Annotated in this window: 13 protein-coding genes; 7 read left to right on the forward strand and 6 right to left on the reverse strand. The window is 66.2% G+C overall.

Features of this window, described 5'->3' with window-relative positions; genetic code table 11:
* Positions 1-85 precede the first annotated feature (85 nt).
* The gene (locus ACNFJ7_RS02470; protein ID WP_160327951.1) at positions 86-1,213 is read left to right on the forward strand and encodes an SPOR domain-containing protein; all 1,128 of its coding nucleotides are present in this window, start codon (positions 86-88) and stop codon (positions 1,211-1,213) included.
* Here ACNFJ7_RS02470 and ACNFJ7_RS02475 read toward each other — a convergent pair whose 3' ends face one another.
* The 5 genes from ACNFJ7_RS02475 to ACNFJ7_RS02495 all read right to left on the reverse strand — a co-directional run bounded on the left by ACNFJ7_RS02475 (position 1,214) and on the right by ACNFJ7_RS02495 (position 6,979).
* Positions 1,214-2,437 carry a dihydroorotase gene (locus tag ACNFJ7_RS02475; protein ID WP_419724232.1) on the reverse strand — a complete coding sequence of 408 codons (1,224 nt, stop codon included), beginning with the start codon at positions 2,435-2,437 and terminating at the stop codon, positions 1,214-1,216.
* Positions 2,434-3,423, reverse strand: a complete 990-nt coding sequence (locus ACNFJ7_RS02480) for an aspartate carbamoyltransferase catalytic subunit (RefSeq protein ID WP_026009316.1) — start codon at positions 3,421-3,423, stop codon at positions 2,434-2,436. The genes ACNFJ7_RS02475 and ACNFJ7_RS02480 overlap by 4 nt, the downstream gene beginning before the upstream one ends.
* Before the next feature lie 53 nt (positions 3,424-3,476).
* On the reverse strand, positions 3,477-5,276 hold the full coding sequence (locus ACNFJ7_RS02485) for a flagellin (RefSeq protein WP_019370555.1): 1,800 nt from the start codon (positions 5,274-5,276) through the stop codon (positions 3,477-3,479).
* Positions 5,277-5,355: 79 nt separating this feature from the next.
* A complete protein-coding gene (gene ruvX / locus ACNFJ7_RS02490; RefSeq protein WP_019370556.1) occupies positions 5,356-5,817 on the reverse strand; it encodes a Holliday junction resolvase RuvX in 462 nt (153 codons plus the stop codon).
* 58 nt (positions 5,818-5,875) lie between these two features.
* Complete coding sequence (locus tag ACNFJ7_RS02495; RefSeq protein ID WP_019370557.1) at positions 5,876-6,979, reverse strand: DUF3089 domain-containing protein; 1,104 nt, start codon at positions 6,977-6,979, stop codon at positions 5,876-5,878.
* Between the two features lie 147 nt (positions 6,980-7,126).
* Between ACNFJ7_RS02495 and gatC the strand changes: the two genes are divergently transcribed.
* Both gatC and gatA read left to right on the forward strand, forming a co-directional pair.
* A complete protein-coding gene (gene gatC, locus ACNFJ7_RS02500; protein ID WP_019370558.1) occupies positions 7,127-7,414 on the forward strand; it encodes an Asp-tRNA(Asn)/Glu-tRNA(Gln) amidotransferase subunit GatC in 288 nt (95 codons plus the stop codon).
* Positions 7,411-8,892, forward strand: coding sequence for an Asp-tRNA(Asn)/Glu-tRNA(Gln) amidotransferase subunit GatA (gene gatA, locus ACNFJ7_RS02505; protein ID WP_019370559.1), 1,482 nt, complete (start codon positions 7,411-7,413; stop codon positions 8,890-8,892). Before gatC ends, gatA begins: the two co-directional genes overlap by 4 nt.
* A gap of 32 nt (positions 8,893-8,924) precedes the next feature.
* Here the strand turns inward: gatA and ACNFJ7_RS02510 are convergent, their stop codons facing one another.
* The gene (locus ACNFJ7_RS02510) at positions 8,925-9,884 is read right to left on the reverse strand and encodes a glycosyltransferase family 2 protein (protein WP_050990204.1); all 960 of its coding nucleotides are present in this window, start codon (positions 9,882-9,884) and stop codon (positions 8,925-8,927) included.
* A gap of 129 nt (positions 9,885-10,013) precedes the next feature.
* Here ACNFJ7_RS02510 and gatB point away from each other — a divergent pair, with 129 nt between their 5' ends.
* From gatB to ACNFJ7_RS02530, 4 genes are all read left to right on the forward strand, one after another.
* Positions 10,014-11,525: an Asp-tRNA(Asn)/Glu-tRNA(Gln) amidotransferase subunit GatB gene (gene gatB / locus ACNFJ7_RS02515; protein WP_019370561.1), complete on the forward strand. Its 1,512-nt coding sequence runs from the start codon at positions 10,014-10,016 to the stop codon at positions 11,523-11,525.
* Positions 11,526-11,538: 13 nt separating this feature from the next.
* Positions 11,539-12,156, forward strand: a complete 618-nt coding sequence (locus ACNFJ7_RS02520; RefSeq protein ID WP_019370562.1) for a peptidylprolyl isomerase — start codon at positions 11,539-11,541, stop codon at positions 12,154-12,156.
* A 213-nt stretch (positions 12,157-12,369) separates the two neighbouring features.
* Entirely contained in the window at positions 12,370-12,891 is a 522-nt protein-coding gene (locus ACNFJ7_RS02525) for a hypothetical protein (RefSeq protein WP_192813039.1), read from the forward strand.
* The gene (locus ACNFJ7_RS02530) at positions 12,888-13,742 is read left to right on the forward strand and encodes a hypothetical protein (protein ID WP_019370564.1); all 855 of its coding nucleotides are present in this window, start codon (positions 12,888-12,890) and stop codon (positions 13,740-13,742) included. The genes ACNFJ7_RS02525 and ACNFJ7_RS02530 overlap by 4 nt, the downstream gene beginning before the upstream one ends.
* The last annotated feature ends 18 nt before the right edge of the window (positions 13,743-13,760 follow it).

Raw genomic sequence — 13,760 nt, forward strand, 5'->3', positions numbered from 1 at the left:
GTTAACCGCTTCTTATCCGCGTTCGTGCCATTTCGGGGCGTCGCCCCACGGGGCTGCCAAGCGCCCAGAACGGACGAGGACGGACATGCTGCCACGCACGATGCTGACGATCGCCGCGATGTTGGCGACGGCGTTGGGCGGGCCCGCGCCCGCGCGGCAGGGCGTGGCGATCGCGCAAGACGCCGAGTCTGCCGAGCAAATCGGGGCGGACACGGCGGTCCGCGACGCCGAGGCTGCGGTTGCGAGAGACCCGGACCATGCGGGCCATCGTGCGGCGCTGGGGAAGGCCTATCTGCGTGCGGGGCGCTTCATCTCTGCCGCACAGGCGTTGGAGGACGCGTACACGCTGCACCCCCAACAGGATCAGCGGGTGGCGTTGAACCTCGCGCTTGCTCGCGTTGCGAGCGGCGACAGCGCCGGTGCGCGGACATTGTTGACCAGCCAGGCAGAAAGCATCGATCCGAGTGACCGGGGCCTGGCACTGGCGCTTGCCGGCGATCCGCTGGCGGCGATCGAGATACTGACACCAGCTGCACGAGCGGCGGGCGCAACGGCGAGGACCCGGCAAAATCTGGCGCTCGCCTTGGCGCTGGCAGGCCGCTGGCAGGAAGCGAAGGCAGTTGCCGCCGCGGATCTCGCGCCGGATCGAGTGAACGAACGGCTGACGCAATGGGCCAGCCTTGTCCGTCCCGCCCGGGCTGCTGCGTTGGTCGCCGCGCTCCTGGGCGTGCGACCGGTGGCGGATGGCGGACAGCCGGCGGCGCTTGCGCTCGTGCGACAGCCGGAGCGCGTGCGCGCAGAAGCAGCGCCGGCGCGTGCGCCCGTGCCGCCCGCACCCGTCTGGGTTGCCCAGCTGCCGTCGAGCGCCCGAATCCGCAAGCCGCCGGCCCCGGTGCGGAAGGTCATCCCGTTGCAGACCGGTGCCTACATGGTGCAACTGGGCGCATTCGAGAACGCCGCCGTCGCCCGTGATGCGTGGCAGCGACTGATTGGCCGTGTTCCCCCGCTCGCCGGGCACAAGCCGCAAGGCGCGGTCATCGCCAGCGGTGGAGTTAGCGTCTATCGCCTTTCCGTCGGCGGCTTTGCGCGCGCTGATGCCGATGCGCTGTGCCGCGCGGTGAAGGCTCGCCGGAGCGATTGCTTCGTCCGCATGGCGGCGGGCGATGCGGCTGCTGGCTGGGTCAAGCCCGGCACCCGCGTCGCCGCGCGCTGATCACTCGACCAGCGCGCCGCCTTTGTAGAGCCGTAACACTCGGCCTTGGGTGGGCAGGCGATCGAACGGCGTGTTGCCGGCGCGGGCGTTCATCCTGCGCGCATCGATCACCCCGGGCGTTTCCGGATCTAGCACGATCAGGTCGGCGGGCAGGCCCGCCTTCAGCGCGCCGCTCTCCAGCCCCAGGATCTTGGCCGGATTGGCGGCGAGCAGCGCGAACAGACGGTCGAGGCCGAGCTTGCCGTCGCGCACCAGCGTGAGCGACAGCGCCAGCAGCGTCTCTGCCCCCGCCATGCCCGGCTCGGCGTCGGCGAAGGGAAGGCGCTTGGCCTCGGGCCCGCGCGGGTCGTGGCCGGAGGCGATCACGTCGATCGTGCCGTCCGCAATGGCGGCCAGCGCCGCTTGGCGGTCACTTTCGTCGCGCAAAGGCGGCGATAGGCGCGCGAAGGTGCGGAAGTCGCTGATCGCGATGTCCGACAGCAGCAGGTGGGCGGGCGTGATGCCGCAAGTGACCCGCACGCCGCGGCGCTTGGCGGCGCGGATCAGGTCGAAGCCGGCGGCGGTGGTCACCTGGCGGAAGTGAAGCTTGGCGCCGGTTTCTTCGGCGAGCATCAAGTCGCGTGCGATGGCCAGCGCTTCGGCAATTGCGGGTGCGCTCGGCAGGCCGAGGCGGGCCGCCGTCTCGCCGGCGGTGGCGACGGTGCCATTCGCCAGCCCGCCATCTTCGGCATGCGCGACGACGGTGAGGCCCAGGTCGCGCGCATAGAGCAGCACCTTGCGCATCGTGCCGGCATTGCCGATCCAGCGCCGCCCCGTAGCGATGGCCCGCGCGCCCGCCGAGGCATTGATCGCGATCTCCGCCAGATCCTCGCCCTGCAAACCGCGCGTCGCGGCGGCAAGCGGATGCACCCAGAGCTGCGGCTTGCCCGAAACCGCGGCGCGGCGGATAATGCCGGGGTCGTCCAGCACCGGCGACTGGTCGGGCATCAGGCCAACCCGCGCGATCCCGCCGAAGCGGCACGCACCCTTGTCGACGGCGAACACGCCTAGATCGATCAGCGCGGGTGCAAGCACCTTGCCGGCAACGTCGACGATTTCGGCATCGGCCGGAGCCTCGATCGCGCCGACCGCGGCGATCGTGTCGCTTTGGACGAGCAGATCGCCTTCGGTAATCCCGCCCGTCGGGCAGACCAGCGTTGCATTGCGGAAGAGGATGCTGCTCATGCCCAACCCTCCACGCCGCGCGATCGTCGGGTGAGGACGTCGAGGCACGCCATGCGCACCGCCACCCCCATCTCGACCTGTTCGGTGATCGCGCTGCGTTCGGGATGGTCGGCGACGATCGAGTCGATCTCCACACCGCGGTTCATGGGGCCTGGGTGCATCACCAGCGCGTCGGGCTTGGCCCGGGCGAGGCGTTCGGGGGTGAGGCCGTAGCGCATGTGGAACTCGCGTGTCGAAGGGATGTAGCCGCCGTCCATCCGTTCGTTCTGGACGCGCAGCATCATCACCACGTCGGCGCCTTCCAGCGCGGCGTCGAAATCGGTGAACGGGGTGACGAACATCCGGTCCATCGCCGGCGGCATCAACGTGGACGGCGCGACCACACGGACCTCGGCGGCCAGCGCCGTGAGCGCTAGGATGTTCGAGCGAGCGACGCGGCTGTGCAGGATGTCGCCGCAGATCACCACGCGCTGCCCCGAGACCTGGCCGCGCCGACGGCGGATGGTGAGGGCGTCGAGCAGCGCCTGGGTGGGGTGCTCGTGCCAGCCATCGCCAGCATTGAGCACCGGGCAATCGACCTTGTCAGCGATCAATTGCACCGCACCCGAGCTCGAATGCCGGATGACGATCACGTCGGCGCGCATCGCGTTCAGCGTGACGGCGGTGTCGATCAGCGTCTCGCCTTTCTTCACGCTGCTCTGCGCGGCGTGCATGTTGACGACGTCCGCTCCCAGGCGCTTGCCGGCGATCTCGAACGACAGCAGCGTGCGTGTAGAGTTTTCGAAAAAGGCGTTGATCTGGGTGAGGCCCTCCAGCCTCTTGTCGCTCTTGGCACGGCTGCGATTGGCCTCGACCCATTGTTCCGCCTCGTCGAGCAGGAACATGATCTCGTGGGGCTGAAGTCCCGAAATGCCGGTGAGGTGCCGGTGCGGGAAAACGGCGCTGCCCTGTATCTGGGCACCGGGGCGATGATCGGAAGTGTGCATTAAAGCCGCCGCCTAGAGCGAGCAGGGCGGCCGCGCAAGATCGCGACTCCGGTTCAGGCGGCGCGGTCGAACAGCGAAAGCAGGATCTTTGGCTGATTATTGGCGATCGACAATGCTTTCGCCGCGAGCTGCTGCTTGATTTGCGCGGATTGGAGTTTGGCGGATTCGACCGCCAAATCAGCGTCGACAAGCGCTCCCACCGCGCCGTCCAGCACGTCGGCCAATGTCGAATTGAAGCTTGCTGCGCGGTCAAAAGCGCGTGCCTTGCTGCCGAAGTGGCTGAGCGCTTCCTTCATTCGTTCCCCCGCGGCAGTGGCAGCATCGACGACACGGGACGGTTCGGACCAGTCGAGCGGTTCGAGGCCCAGGCCGGCTGCGGTCAAATCACGCGAGGTGATCCTGAGCGTGCTCTGGTCCAGATTGGTGATGACGTCATAGTTGACTGGCGCATAGCCCACGATCTGGGCGGAAGAGCTGCTCGTGGTCGCGGTGGCGACGGGGTCGGTAGTGCGGTTGAGCGCCATGCCGGTCACCGCCCAAGCGCTGTTCGGGCTGGCACCGCCAGGGTTGAACTGAAAGGTCACAGCCCCCTTTGTCGGATCATAGTCGAAGCTGACGATCTGCTGGCCGGTCACCGCAGTGCCAGCCGGGACCGCGTTGCCGCCGGGGGCGTAGGATTGCCCGGTGGCGCCGAGGCGGACCCCGTTCTGCCATGCTTCCATCACGTCGCCGACGCCAAAGGCGTCGAACGCCACATCGAGGCGCCCGGCCTGTGTCCCTAAGTCGACGCTGTAGGAGGTGCTGGCGTTTTCCGGTGGCATGTTCAGGCTCTCGCCGGCCTGTTCGGGATCGGTAGAGACGGGGAGCGGATCTCCCAGCGCAATGGATGTGACGACCGATCCGGACTGATAGGTGGTGTCGCTCGGCAGGGGGTCGTTAAGATCCTGGAGTTGTAGGCCCTGGATGGTCCAGGCGGTCCCCGGCTGTGCCCCGGCGGGATTGACCCGGATTTCCAGATCCTGTCCCTTGGCCGGATCGTAGTCAAAAGCGAGCAGCGACTTGCCCGAGACGTTGGATCCGGGCCCGGTGGCCGCGCCCCCCGGTGTGTAGGAGGCGCCAGTCGCGGCAACGCGTGTGCTGCCTTGCCAGATCTCCACCGCGTCCGGCACGCTGAAAGCGTCGATGACCAGTACCACGCGGCCTGGCGCGGCGCCGGCATTCATGGTCGCCGTCTTCGCACCTCCGCCGCTCAGCGTAGCGAGCGCCGTCGCGAAGCTGGCGGGCGTCAGGGGCGAGGCGGGCAGGCCATAGCTGGTTTTGCTCGTGTCTGTGATCGTCGATCCCTGGGGCAGCGCGGCCATAGTTGGAACGGGCGGCAGTGCATAGGCGGAGGTGGACATCGACATGGTGCTGCTGGTCCGAACCAGCGGCGCCTCTTTGCCCGTCAGCAGGTTGGTGCCGTTGAAGTCGGCGCTTTTGGCGATGCTGTTGATCTGCGTGACCAGGGCTTCGATGTATGCCCGAATGGCGGCACGCGAGGTCGCATCAGACGCGGCGCTAAGGCTGTAGCCCTTTGATTTGATCTGATTGACGAGATCGCTGATCTGCTCAGCCCCGCTGGCGGCGACATCGAGTACCGAGCCGGCGCGTGCCATGCTTTGGCCAATTGCGCGGCGCGAGCCTGCGTCCCCACGCAGCGATTGTGCTATGATGTACGATGCGCTGTCGTCCTTGGTGCCATTCACCTTGCGGCCGGTGGAAATGCGCTGTTGTCGAAGATCGATTTCGGCCGTTGCTTCGTTCAGCGCGCGTACCGCCTGCGCTGCCGCCGTATTCGTCAATATCGACATCATGACCAGTCCTCCCTCCGCCTCGCAGAGGTAAGCGGACGAGGTAAACGGATCGTCACTGCAACGACGCTGGACGAAAAAATCAGGCGTTCACCAGGGCATCCAGCGCGCCTTGCAGGATATAGGCGGCGGCCATTTTGTCGATCAGCTCGGCACGCTTGGCGCGGCTGGCGTCCTGTTCGATCAGCGTGCGCTCAACCGCGACTGTTGACCAGCGTTCGTCCCACAGCAGGATCGGCAGGCCCATATCCTCGCAGTTGCGCGCGAAGGCGCGGGTGGATTGGGTGCGCGGGCTATCCGTTCCGTCAAGGTTGAGCGGCAGGCCGATGACCATCCCGCGAACCTGCTGGCAAGCGATGAGCTCGGCGAGTGCCGCCTTGTCCTTGCTGAACTTGGTGCGGCGGACCAGCAGTGCCGGGCTCGCGAAGCTCCAGCCCGCGTCGCACAGCGCAGTGCCGATCGTCTTCGTGCCGACGTCGAGGCCGATCAGGCGGCCGCCCTCGGGCAGGGCGGCGCGAAATTCTGCGGGGGCGATAGTGATCACGACGCGGCTATAGAAGAGGTGCCCAAGACTTCCAAATGCCTGACCGCGGCGGGGGCGGCTACTGCTTGTATGCCGCCAGCCTGCGCGCCGCGTCCGCACGAACATTGGCCCAGAACAGGCTGTAGTCGAACACGTGATAATTGTTTCCGGGCAGCACATATTGGCTGAAGTCCGGCGGAGCGGCGCCGATCGTCAGGATGCCGCGGCCTTCGCAACGTGCGGGCACGCGGCCCGCTTCGAGTCGAGCCGATTGCAGGTTCGCGTCGGGGATCAGCGCTCCAAGATTCGCGCTGGCCGGTGCCGAACCGCCGGGTTTCCCGGTCAGCGGGTTGATGCAGAGCATCGGGGTGCCGGCGCGCGACTTGCCGGTGTAGCCGTTCGTCGCATCGAACGTATCGAGGATCAGCGCGGGATCGGCGGGGGAGGCGAAGCTCTGCCAGGAAAGGATGCAGCCGGGCTGGTCCGGGCCGGTGCAGGCCGGCAGGCCCATCTTCGGCAGGTCAGCGGTCAGCGACACGGGCCAGCCGACGACATAGGCCGCGACGATGCGCCGCGCCACTGGCGTGCCCGCGATTCGCTCGGCGAGCAGGCGGGAAAGGTGCAATGCGCCCTGGCTGTGGCCCGCGAGGATGAGGGGGCGGTCGCCGGCTTCGTGCAGGAACTCCTCGAACGCCGCCGCCACGTCGCGATAGGCAAGGTTGAGCGCCTGCTGCGCCTGCGCCTTGCTGGTGAGGAATGCGCCGAAGGTCGCCTGGCGATAGCGCGGCGCCCAGATCGCGGCGCTGGCGTTGAATGCGCTCGCCTGCCCCCGCAGGAACAGTTCCGCGCGGGCATTGGCGTCCGGATTGTCGAGCGGGGCGTTCCACTGCCTGGTGTCGAGGAAAGAGGTGGGATGGATGAAGAACAGCGCCGCGCGCGGGGCCGGCGTGGCGCTCTGGCCGGCGGGAGTCCACAGCGCGGGGTTACCCGGTTTGTCCGGCCGCGCGATCCACATCTCCGCCCGCGCATAGTCCCGTGCTGACATAGCGGGCAGATCGGCGACTTCTCCCCCTGGCACCATGAACTGGCGCATCAGTTGAATGCCATAGAGCCGGTAGGTGAAGAGGGAAGCAACGCCGAGCATGATCAGGATCGCAACCGCGTAGAGAAATTTCCGGGCCAATCGGCCTCTCCATTGTGCAATGCAGCGTAAACAGGCGGCAACGCAATCGCGTTCCGGTCACTGTCGCGTGCGAAGGATGCAACCGCAAGTGCGGATGCGCGATGCGGACGCTTGAAGGGGCGGGGCTCGGCTGATAGGCGCAATGCCATGTCCGTAGACACCGCAACCGTGAAGAAAGTGGCGAGCCTGGCGCGTATCGCGATCAGCGACGCTGACGCAGAGCGCCTGGCGCCCGAACTCAACAACATCCTCGGTTGGATCGAGCAGCTCGGCGAAGTCGACACGAAGGATGTCGCGCCGATGACTGCGGTGATCCCGAACACGCTGCGCCTGCGCGCCGACGTGATCACCGAGGGCCAGCAGCGCGACTCCGTACTGGCAAACGCGCCGCAGGGCGAACATGGCTTCTTCACGGTTCCGAAGGTGGTGGAATGAGCACGCTGACCGATCTGGGCGTCGCCGCCATCCGCAACGGCGTGCGCGACGGGGAATTCTCCGCGCGCGAGGTCGCCGAGGCGTTCAACGCCGCGGTTGCCGGCGCCGACGCGCTCAACGCCTTCATCGTCAAGACTCCCGAGCATGCGCTCGCTGCTGCCGAAGCAGCCGACAAGGCGCGCGCGGCGGGTGAGACGCTCAAGCCGCTGGCCGGGGTGCCGATCGGCATGAAGGACCTGTTCGCCACCAAGGGCGTCCAGACCACCGCCGCCAGCCACATCCTCGAAGGCTTCAAACCGGAATATGAGTCGACCGTCTCGCACAAGCTGTGGGATGCGGGCGCCGGCATGCTGGGCAAGCTCAATCTCGACCAGTTCGCGATGGGCTCGTCGAACGAGACCAGCTATTTCGGCAACGTGATTTCGCCCTGGCGGCGGGGCGAGGGCGACAATACGCCGCTCGCGCCCGGCGGCTCGTCAGGCGGCAGCTCGGCAGCGATTGCTGCGCGGCTCTGCCCGGCGGCGACCGGCACCGATACCGGCGGCTCGATCCGCCAGCCCGCGGCGTTCACCGGCATCTCGGGCATCAAGCCCACCTATGGCCGCTGCTCGCGCTGGGGCGTGGTGGCGTTCGCCTCCTCGCTCGACCAGGCAGGCCCGATGGCGCGCGACGTACGCGACTGCGCGATCCTGCTCGAAGCGATGGCCGGCTTCGACCCGAAGGATTCGACTTCGCTCGACATGCCCGTGCCGAACTGGGAGGCGGGCCTCTCCGCCGATCTGCGCGGCAAGCGCGTCGGCATCCCCGCCGAATACCGGATGGACGGCACGCCGGCCGAGATCGAGGCGCTGTGGCAGCAGGGCATCGCCTGGCTGAAGGATGCGGGCGCCGAGATCGTCGACGTCAGCCTGCCGCACACCAAGTACGCGCTGCCGGCCTATTACATCATTGCGCCGGCCGAGGCCTCGTCGAACCTCGCCCGCTATGACGGTGTGCGCTACGGCCTGCGCGAGCTGGCCGAGGGCCAGAACCTGCAGGAGATGTACGCCGCCACCCGCGCCGCCGGCTTCGGCGACGAAGTGAAGCGCCGCATCCTGATCGGCACCTATGTACTCTCGGCAGGCTTCTACGACGCCTATTACACCCAGGCGCAGAAGGTCCGCACGCTGATCGCGCGCGACTTCGACAATGCCTGGAGCCAGTGCGACCTGCTGCTCACCCCCACCGCGCCGAGCGCCGCGTTCGGCCTGGGCGAGAAGGTCGATCCGCTGGCGATGTACCTCAACGACGTGTTCACCGTGCCGGCCAGCCTGGCAGGCGTACCCGCGATGAGCGTGCCGGGCGGGCTCGACGCGGCAGGCCTGCCGCTCGGCCTGCAGATCATCGGCAAACCCTTTGACGAGCAGGGCGTGCTCAACGCCGGGCTGGCGATCGAGCAGCGCGCCGGGTTCACGGCGCGTCCCAAGGCCTGGTGGTAATCTAACGACCCTCCCCGAGCCGGGGAGGATCGTTATTTCTGCACGATCGGCACGGCTAGATACGCCAGCCGGCGCACTTCGCGCCGGCCGCGGACCACCGTGTCGAGGATCAGCCCGGTGAAGAAGCTCAGCGTCGCCACGATCGACAACCCTGTCACCAGCACTGCCGTCGGCAGGCGCGGGACTTGGCCGGTGTGCCAATAGGTTACCGCCAGCGGAATCGCGAGCAGCACCGCCAGCAGCGCCAGCACCGCGCCGATGCCGCCGAAGAACAGGATCGGCCGCTCGATGCGGAACAAGGTCACGATCGTCCGCAGGATCCGCCAGCCATCGCTATAGGTCGATAGCTTCGAGGTCGAGCCTTCCGGCCGCGCCGCATAGGCGGTGACAACTTCCGCCACCGGCATTCGCAGCTCCAGCGCGTGGATGCTGATCTCGGTCTCGATCTCGAACCCTGCGGAGAGCACGGGAAAGCTCTTCACGAAGCGGCGCGAGAACACCCGGTAGCCCGACAGGATGTCGCTGAAGCTGCGGCCGAACAGCCGCGCCAGCATGCCCGTCAGCATTCGGTTGCCCAGACGGTGACCGCGCCGATAGGCCAACTCCACCTCGGATTTCCGCGCGCCGACCACCATGTCCAGCTGTTCGTCGAGCAGTCGTTCGATAAGGGCAGGGGCGGCATCTGCGTCATAGGTCAGGTCGCCGTCGGACAGGACATACACGTCCGCCTCGATATCGGCGAACATGCGGCGGACGACATTGCCCTTGCCCTGCATCCGCTCGGTGCGCACCACGGCTCCCGCAGCGCGTGCCACCTCGCTCGTCCGATCCTGACTGTTGTTGTCGTACACATAGACGGTGGCGCCGGGCAGGCTCGTGCGGAACGCCGCCACGGTCCGCGCGATCGCCACCTCTTCGTTATAGCAGGGCAGCAGCACCGCCACCCGCAATCCCGTTACCCGATCCTCTAACCGCGACGACACCGAGGCCATGCCTGCCATACTCCTTGATCGGCGGCGCCTAATCGACTCGATGCGGCTGCGCAATTGTGCGCTGGACCTGAAGGCGGCGACGCGCGATAGGCAGAGCCACGCATATTCCCATTACCTTGTGAAGAGCACATGGCGACCAAGACTGCATCGAACTACCGAATCCAGGGCGATACCGGCGAGTGGGAGGTCGTGATCGGCCTCGAAGTCCACGCGCAGGTGACGTCCAACGCCAAGCTGTTTTCCGGTGCGGCAACGGCATTCGGGGCCGAGCCGAACAGCCAGGTGAGCCTGATCGACGCGGCCATGCCCGGGATGCTGCCCACGCCCAACCGCGAGTGCATCCGGCAAGCCGTGCGCACCGGCATGGCGATCGGCGCCGTGATCAACAAATGGTCGCGTTTTGATCGCAAGAACTATTTCTATGCCGATCTGCCGCAGGGCTATCAGATCAGCCAGCTCTACCATCCGCTGGTGGGCGAGGGCACGGTAACGATCAGCCTCGACGAGAAGGATCCCGAGGCCGAGGTGAAGACGATCGGCGTCGAGCGCATCCATGTCGAGCAGGATGCGGGCAAGCTGATGCACGATCAGCATCCGAGCCGCTCCTATGTCGACCTGAATCGCGCCGGCGTGGCGCTGATGGAGATCGTCTCCAAGCCCGACATGCGCTCGCCGGCCGAAGCCGGCGCCTATCTGTCGAAGCTGCGCTCGATCCTGCGCTATGTGGGCTCGTGCGACGGCAACATGGATCAGGGCTCGATGCGCGCTGACGTCAATGTGTCGGTCCGCAAGCCGGGCGAGCCGTTCGGCACGCGTACCGAGACCAAGAACGTCAACTCGGTCCGCTTTGTGATGCAAGCGATCGAATATGAGGCGCGCCGCCAGGTAGAAGTGCTGGAGAGCGGCGGTCGCATTGTCCAGGAAACTCGCCTGTTCGATCCGGACAAGGGCGAGACCCGGTCGATGCGATCGAAGGAAGATGCGCACGATTACCGCTACTTCCCCGATCCCGACCTGCTGCCGCTCGAGCTGGACGAGAGCTTCCTTGAGGAGTGCCGCCAGAGCCTACCCGAGCTGCCTGACGCCAAGCGCCGCCGCTATGAGGAGTCGCTGGGCCTCACCGCGTACAATGCCGCGGTGCTGACCGCCGAGGCGGAGACGGCGCGCTGGTTCGAGGCGCTGCTCGCCGAGAGCGCGCGGATCCAGAAGAAGGGCGAACAGGAAGTTGCACGCGCAGCAGCCAACTGGCTGCTCTCGGATCTGTACGGGGCGCTCAATCGTCTGGGCAAGGGTATCGACGAAAGCCCCGTGAGCCCCGAACAGGGCGCCGAGCTGCTCGCGCTGATCGCTGACGGGACGATCTCCAACACGCTGGGCAAGCAGGTGTTCGAGATCATGCTCGAAAGCGGCGACGCGCCGGGCAAGATCGTCGAAGAACGCGGAATGAAGCAGACCAGCGACACCGGCGCGATCGAGGCGGTGATTGCCGACGTCCTCGCCAAGAATCCGAACCAGTTGGAGCAGTATCGCGCCGGCAAGGAAGCACTGTTCGGCTTCTTCGTCGGGCAGACCATGAAGGCGATGGCGGGCAAGGCCAACCCCGCGGTCGTCAACGAACTGCTGAAGAAGGCATTGAGCTAGGGGAGGCGAACGGATGCTGCGTCGACTGCTCGTTCTGGCCCTGTGCCTGTTTCCGCTCGCGGCTTCAGCGCAGACGGCCCCGGCGCCGGTGAGCCCGCCTGCGAATCCCCAGGTCGCGATCGAGACGAGCGCGGGCCGGATGATCGTGGAAGTCTATCTCGATAAGGCGCCCGTCTCCGCGCGCAATTTCCTTCGCTATGTCGACGCGAAGCGGCTCGATGGGGCGGCGTTCTATCGGACCGTCAAGCCAGCGGAGAAGTTTGGGTTCGTTCAGTTCGGCGTGCAGAACGCGCCGGCCAAGATGTTTCCGCCGATCAAGCACGAGCCGACCAGCGAAACCGGCATCAAGCATCTCGACGGCACACTATCGTTGCCGCGGCTCGCGCCGGGGAGCGCGCGCGGCGAATTCACGATCATGGTAGGGGATCAGCCATCGTTCGATGCCGATCCCGCCAAGCCGGGGGACAACCTCGGCTATGCCGCCTTCGGTCGCGTGATCGAAGGGGGGGACGTACTGCTGAAGATTTTCGACGCGCCGACTTCCCCCACCAAGACGTTGATGGGCAGCTTCAAAGGCGAAGTTCCTGAAGCGCCTGTGAAAATCCTGACGGCACGGCGCATGGCGCGCTGATTTGCTTTCGTGCGCGGCAGTCTTGCTGCAATAGCGCCAATGTGTATCTTCTCCCTGGGGAAGTCGCCGGATCTGGCGACGGTGAAAACGGGGGGGGATATGAAAGACCGGCGAATCGCCGCATGCGCGGTGATGATGGCAATACTTGGCGCACAGGCACCGGCATTTGCGCAGGACGCAGCGCTGCCGACTGTCGCGAAACCAGCAATATTCTTGGACAGCGCGTCTCCGTTCGGCACGCCAAGCGCCAAGGAACTGGATCCGGCAGGGGTGAAGATGCCGGTGCTCGCGTTCGAACCGAACGGCACCGAAGCCCAGGACTTCGACAAATACTATTATTTCCGTCGCGACGATACCGACTTCGCGACGGCCTATGCCGATATTCGCGAATGCGACGGCTATGCCAGCGGCCTGACAAGCGGAATCGGCTATCAGCAGGTGCCCTATCCCTATTCTGGCACGATGGCAGGTGCGGTCGGCGGGGCGATCGGCAATGTGCTGGCGGTGGCGATCTTCGGTTCGGCCGAGAAACGCAAGGCGCGGCGCATCAACATGCGCACCTGCATGTTTTACAAGGGGTACCAGCGCTACGGCTTGCCCAAGGATCTGTGGACCGAATTTAACTTCGAGGAAGGGATCGGGCATGTCGGCGAGGAACGCCGCATCGTCTTTCTGAAGCAGCAGGCGCTCGTCGCCGCCAAGGCGGCATCGAACGGGGAGGCTCTGGGGCTATGATCCGCGCGACCATTCTTACCATCATGTCGCTGCTTGCGGCGGCGCCCGCGGCAGCCGGCGAAAAGGCACCGGCATTCGTGAAGACCAAGGCGGTCGCCGATAAGCCGTCGATCTCGCTCAACCCCGCATCCGGCTATGTCCTGCTTCGCACGGATACCGCGATGCCGCTGCATCTGGTGCGCGTGCCTTCGGAGTCGGAGAAGGCGATCTATGCAGCGCTACGCGCAAAGGCTTTCGCGGAGGCGCAGCGCAAGTATCAGAAGAAGCTGAAAAGCTACGAGTCGCTGATGGCCGACGAGACGCGCATGCCCAATGCCGCTCGCCCGCAAAAGCCCGTCGAGCCGACCGAGGCGAACTTCGAGTTCACGCCGTTTGAACTGATGACCGGAGTGGCGATCGGCCCTACCAATCGCTTCGCCAAGCAGGATGGCGGCGCTTCCACCTATTTGCAGGAACTGACGCCCGGCGAATACCGCATCTACGGCCCCGCACAGGTTATGCCCGCGGGTGGCGCGGCCGGCACCTGCTGGTGCATGGGAAGCGTGAAGTTCAAGGTGGCGGCGGGAGAGATCACCGATCTGGGCCTTATCGCGACGAAGCAGGGGAAGCCGAGCGTCACGGTGGCCGACAAGAACTTCCCAGTGCCGATGGACATTCCCAACTTCCTGGGCGCCGCGCCTGAACAGGCAGCCATCGATCCCCGTCTGGCCAAGTTCCCCATTCGGCGGGCGGAGTATCGTCCGGTAGGCAAGCTTCCGAACTATTTCGGCATTACCGTCGGCCGGATACCTGCCATGCCGGGGGTACTGCGCTACGATCGTGATCGGATCGTCGACCTGACGGCGCGATGATCATCGGCCGGCCGCTGT

This window comes from Sphingomonas sp. HT-1 (assembly GCF_048568905.1).
Lineage (GTDB): Bacteria > Pseudomonadota > Alphaproteobacteria > Sphingomonadales > Sphingomonadaceae > Sphingomonas.

Coding starts and splice junctions, on each gene's coding strand:
- ACNFJ7_RS02470 (WP_160327951.1), top strand. CDS start 86: ATGCTGCCACGCACGATGCTGACGATCGCCGCGATGTTGGCGACGGCG.
- ACNFJ7_RS02485 (WP_019370555.1), bottom strand. CDS start 5,276: ATGATGTCGATATTGACGAATACGGCGGCAGCGCAGGCGGTACGCGCG.
- ACNFJ7_RS02480 (WP_026009316.1), bottom strand. CDS start 3,423: ATGCACACTTCCGATCATCGCCCCGGTGCCCAGATACAGGGCAGCGCC.
- ACNFJ7_RS02510 (WP_050990204.1), bottom strand. CDS start 9,884: ATGGCCTCGGTGTCGTCGCGGTTAGAGGATCGGGTAACGGGATTGCGG.
- gatB (WP_019370561.1), top strand. CDS start 10,014: ATGGCGACCAAGACTGCATCGAACTACCGAATCCAGGGCGATACCGGC.
- ACNFJ7_RS02520 (WP_019370562.1), top strand. CDS start 11,539: ATGCTGCGTCGACTGCTCGTTCTGGCCCTGTGCCTGTTTCCGCTCGCG.
- ACNFJ7_RS02530 (WP_019370564.1), top strand. CDS start 12,888: ATGATCCGCGCGACCATTCTTACCATCATGTCGCTGCTTGCGGCGGCG.
- gatC (WP_019370558.1), top strand. CDS start 7,127: ATGTCCGTAGACACCGCAACCGTGAAGAAAGTGGCGAGCCTGGCGCGT.
- ACNFJ7_RS02475 (WP_419724232.1), bottom strand. CDS start 2,437: ATGAGCAGCATCCTCTTCCGCAATGCAACGCTGGTCTGCCCGACGGGC.
- gatA (WP_019370559.1), top strand. CDS start 7,411: ATGAGCACGCTGACCGATCTGGGCGTCGCCGCCATCCGCAACGGCGTG.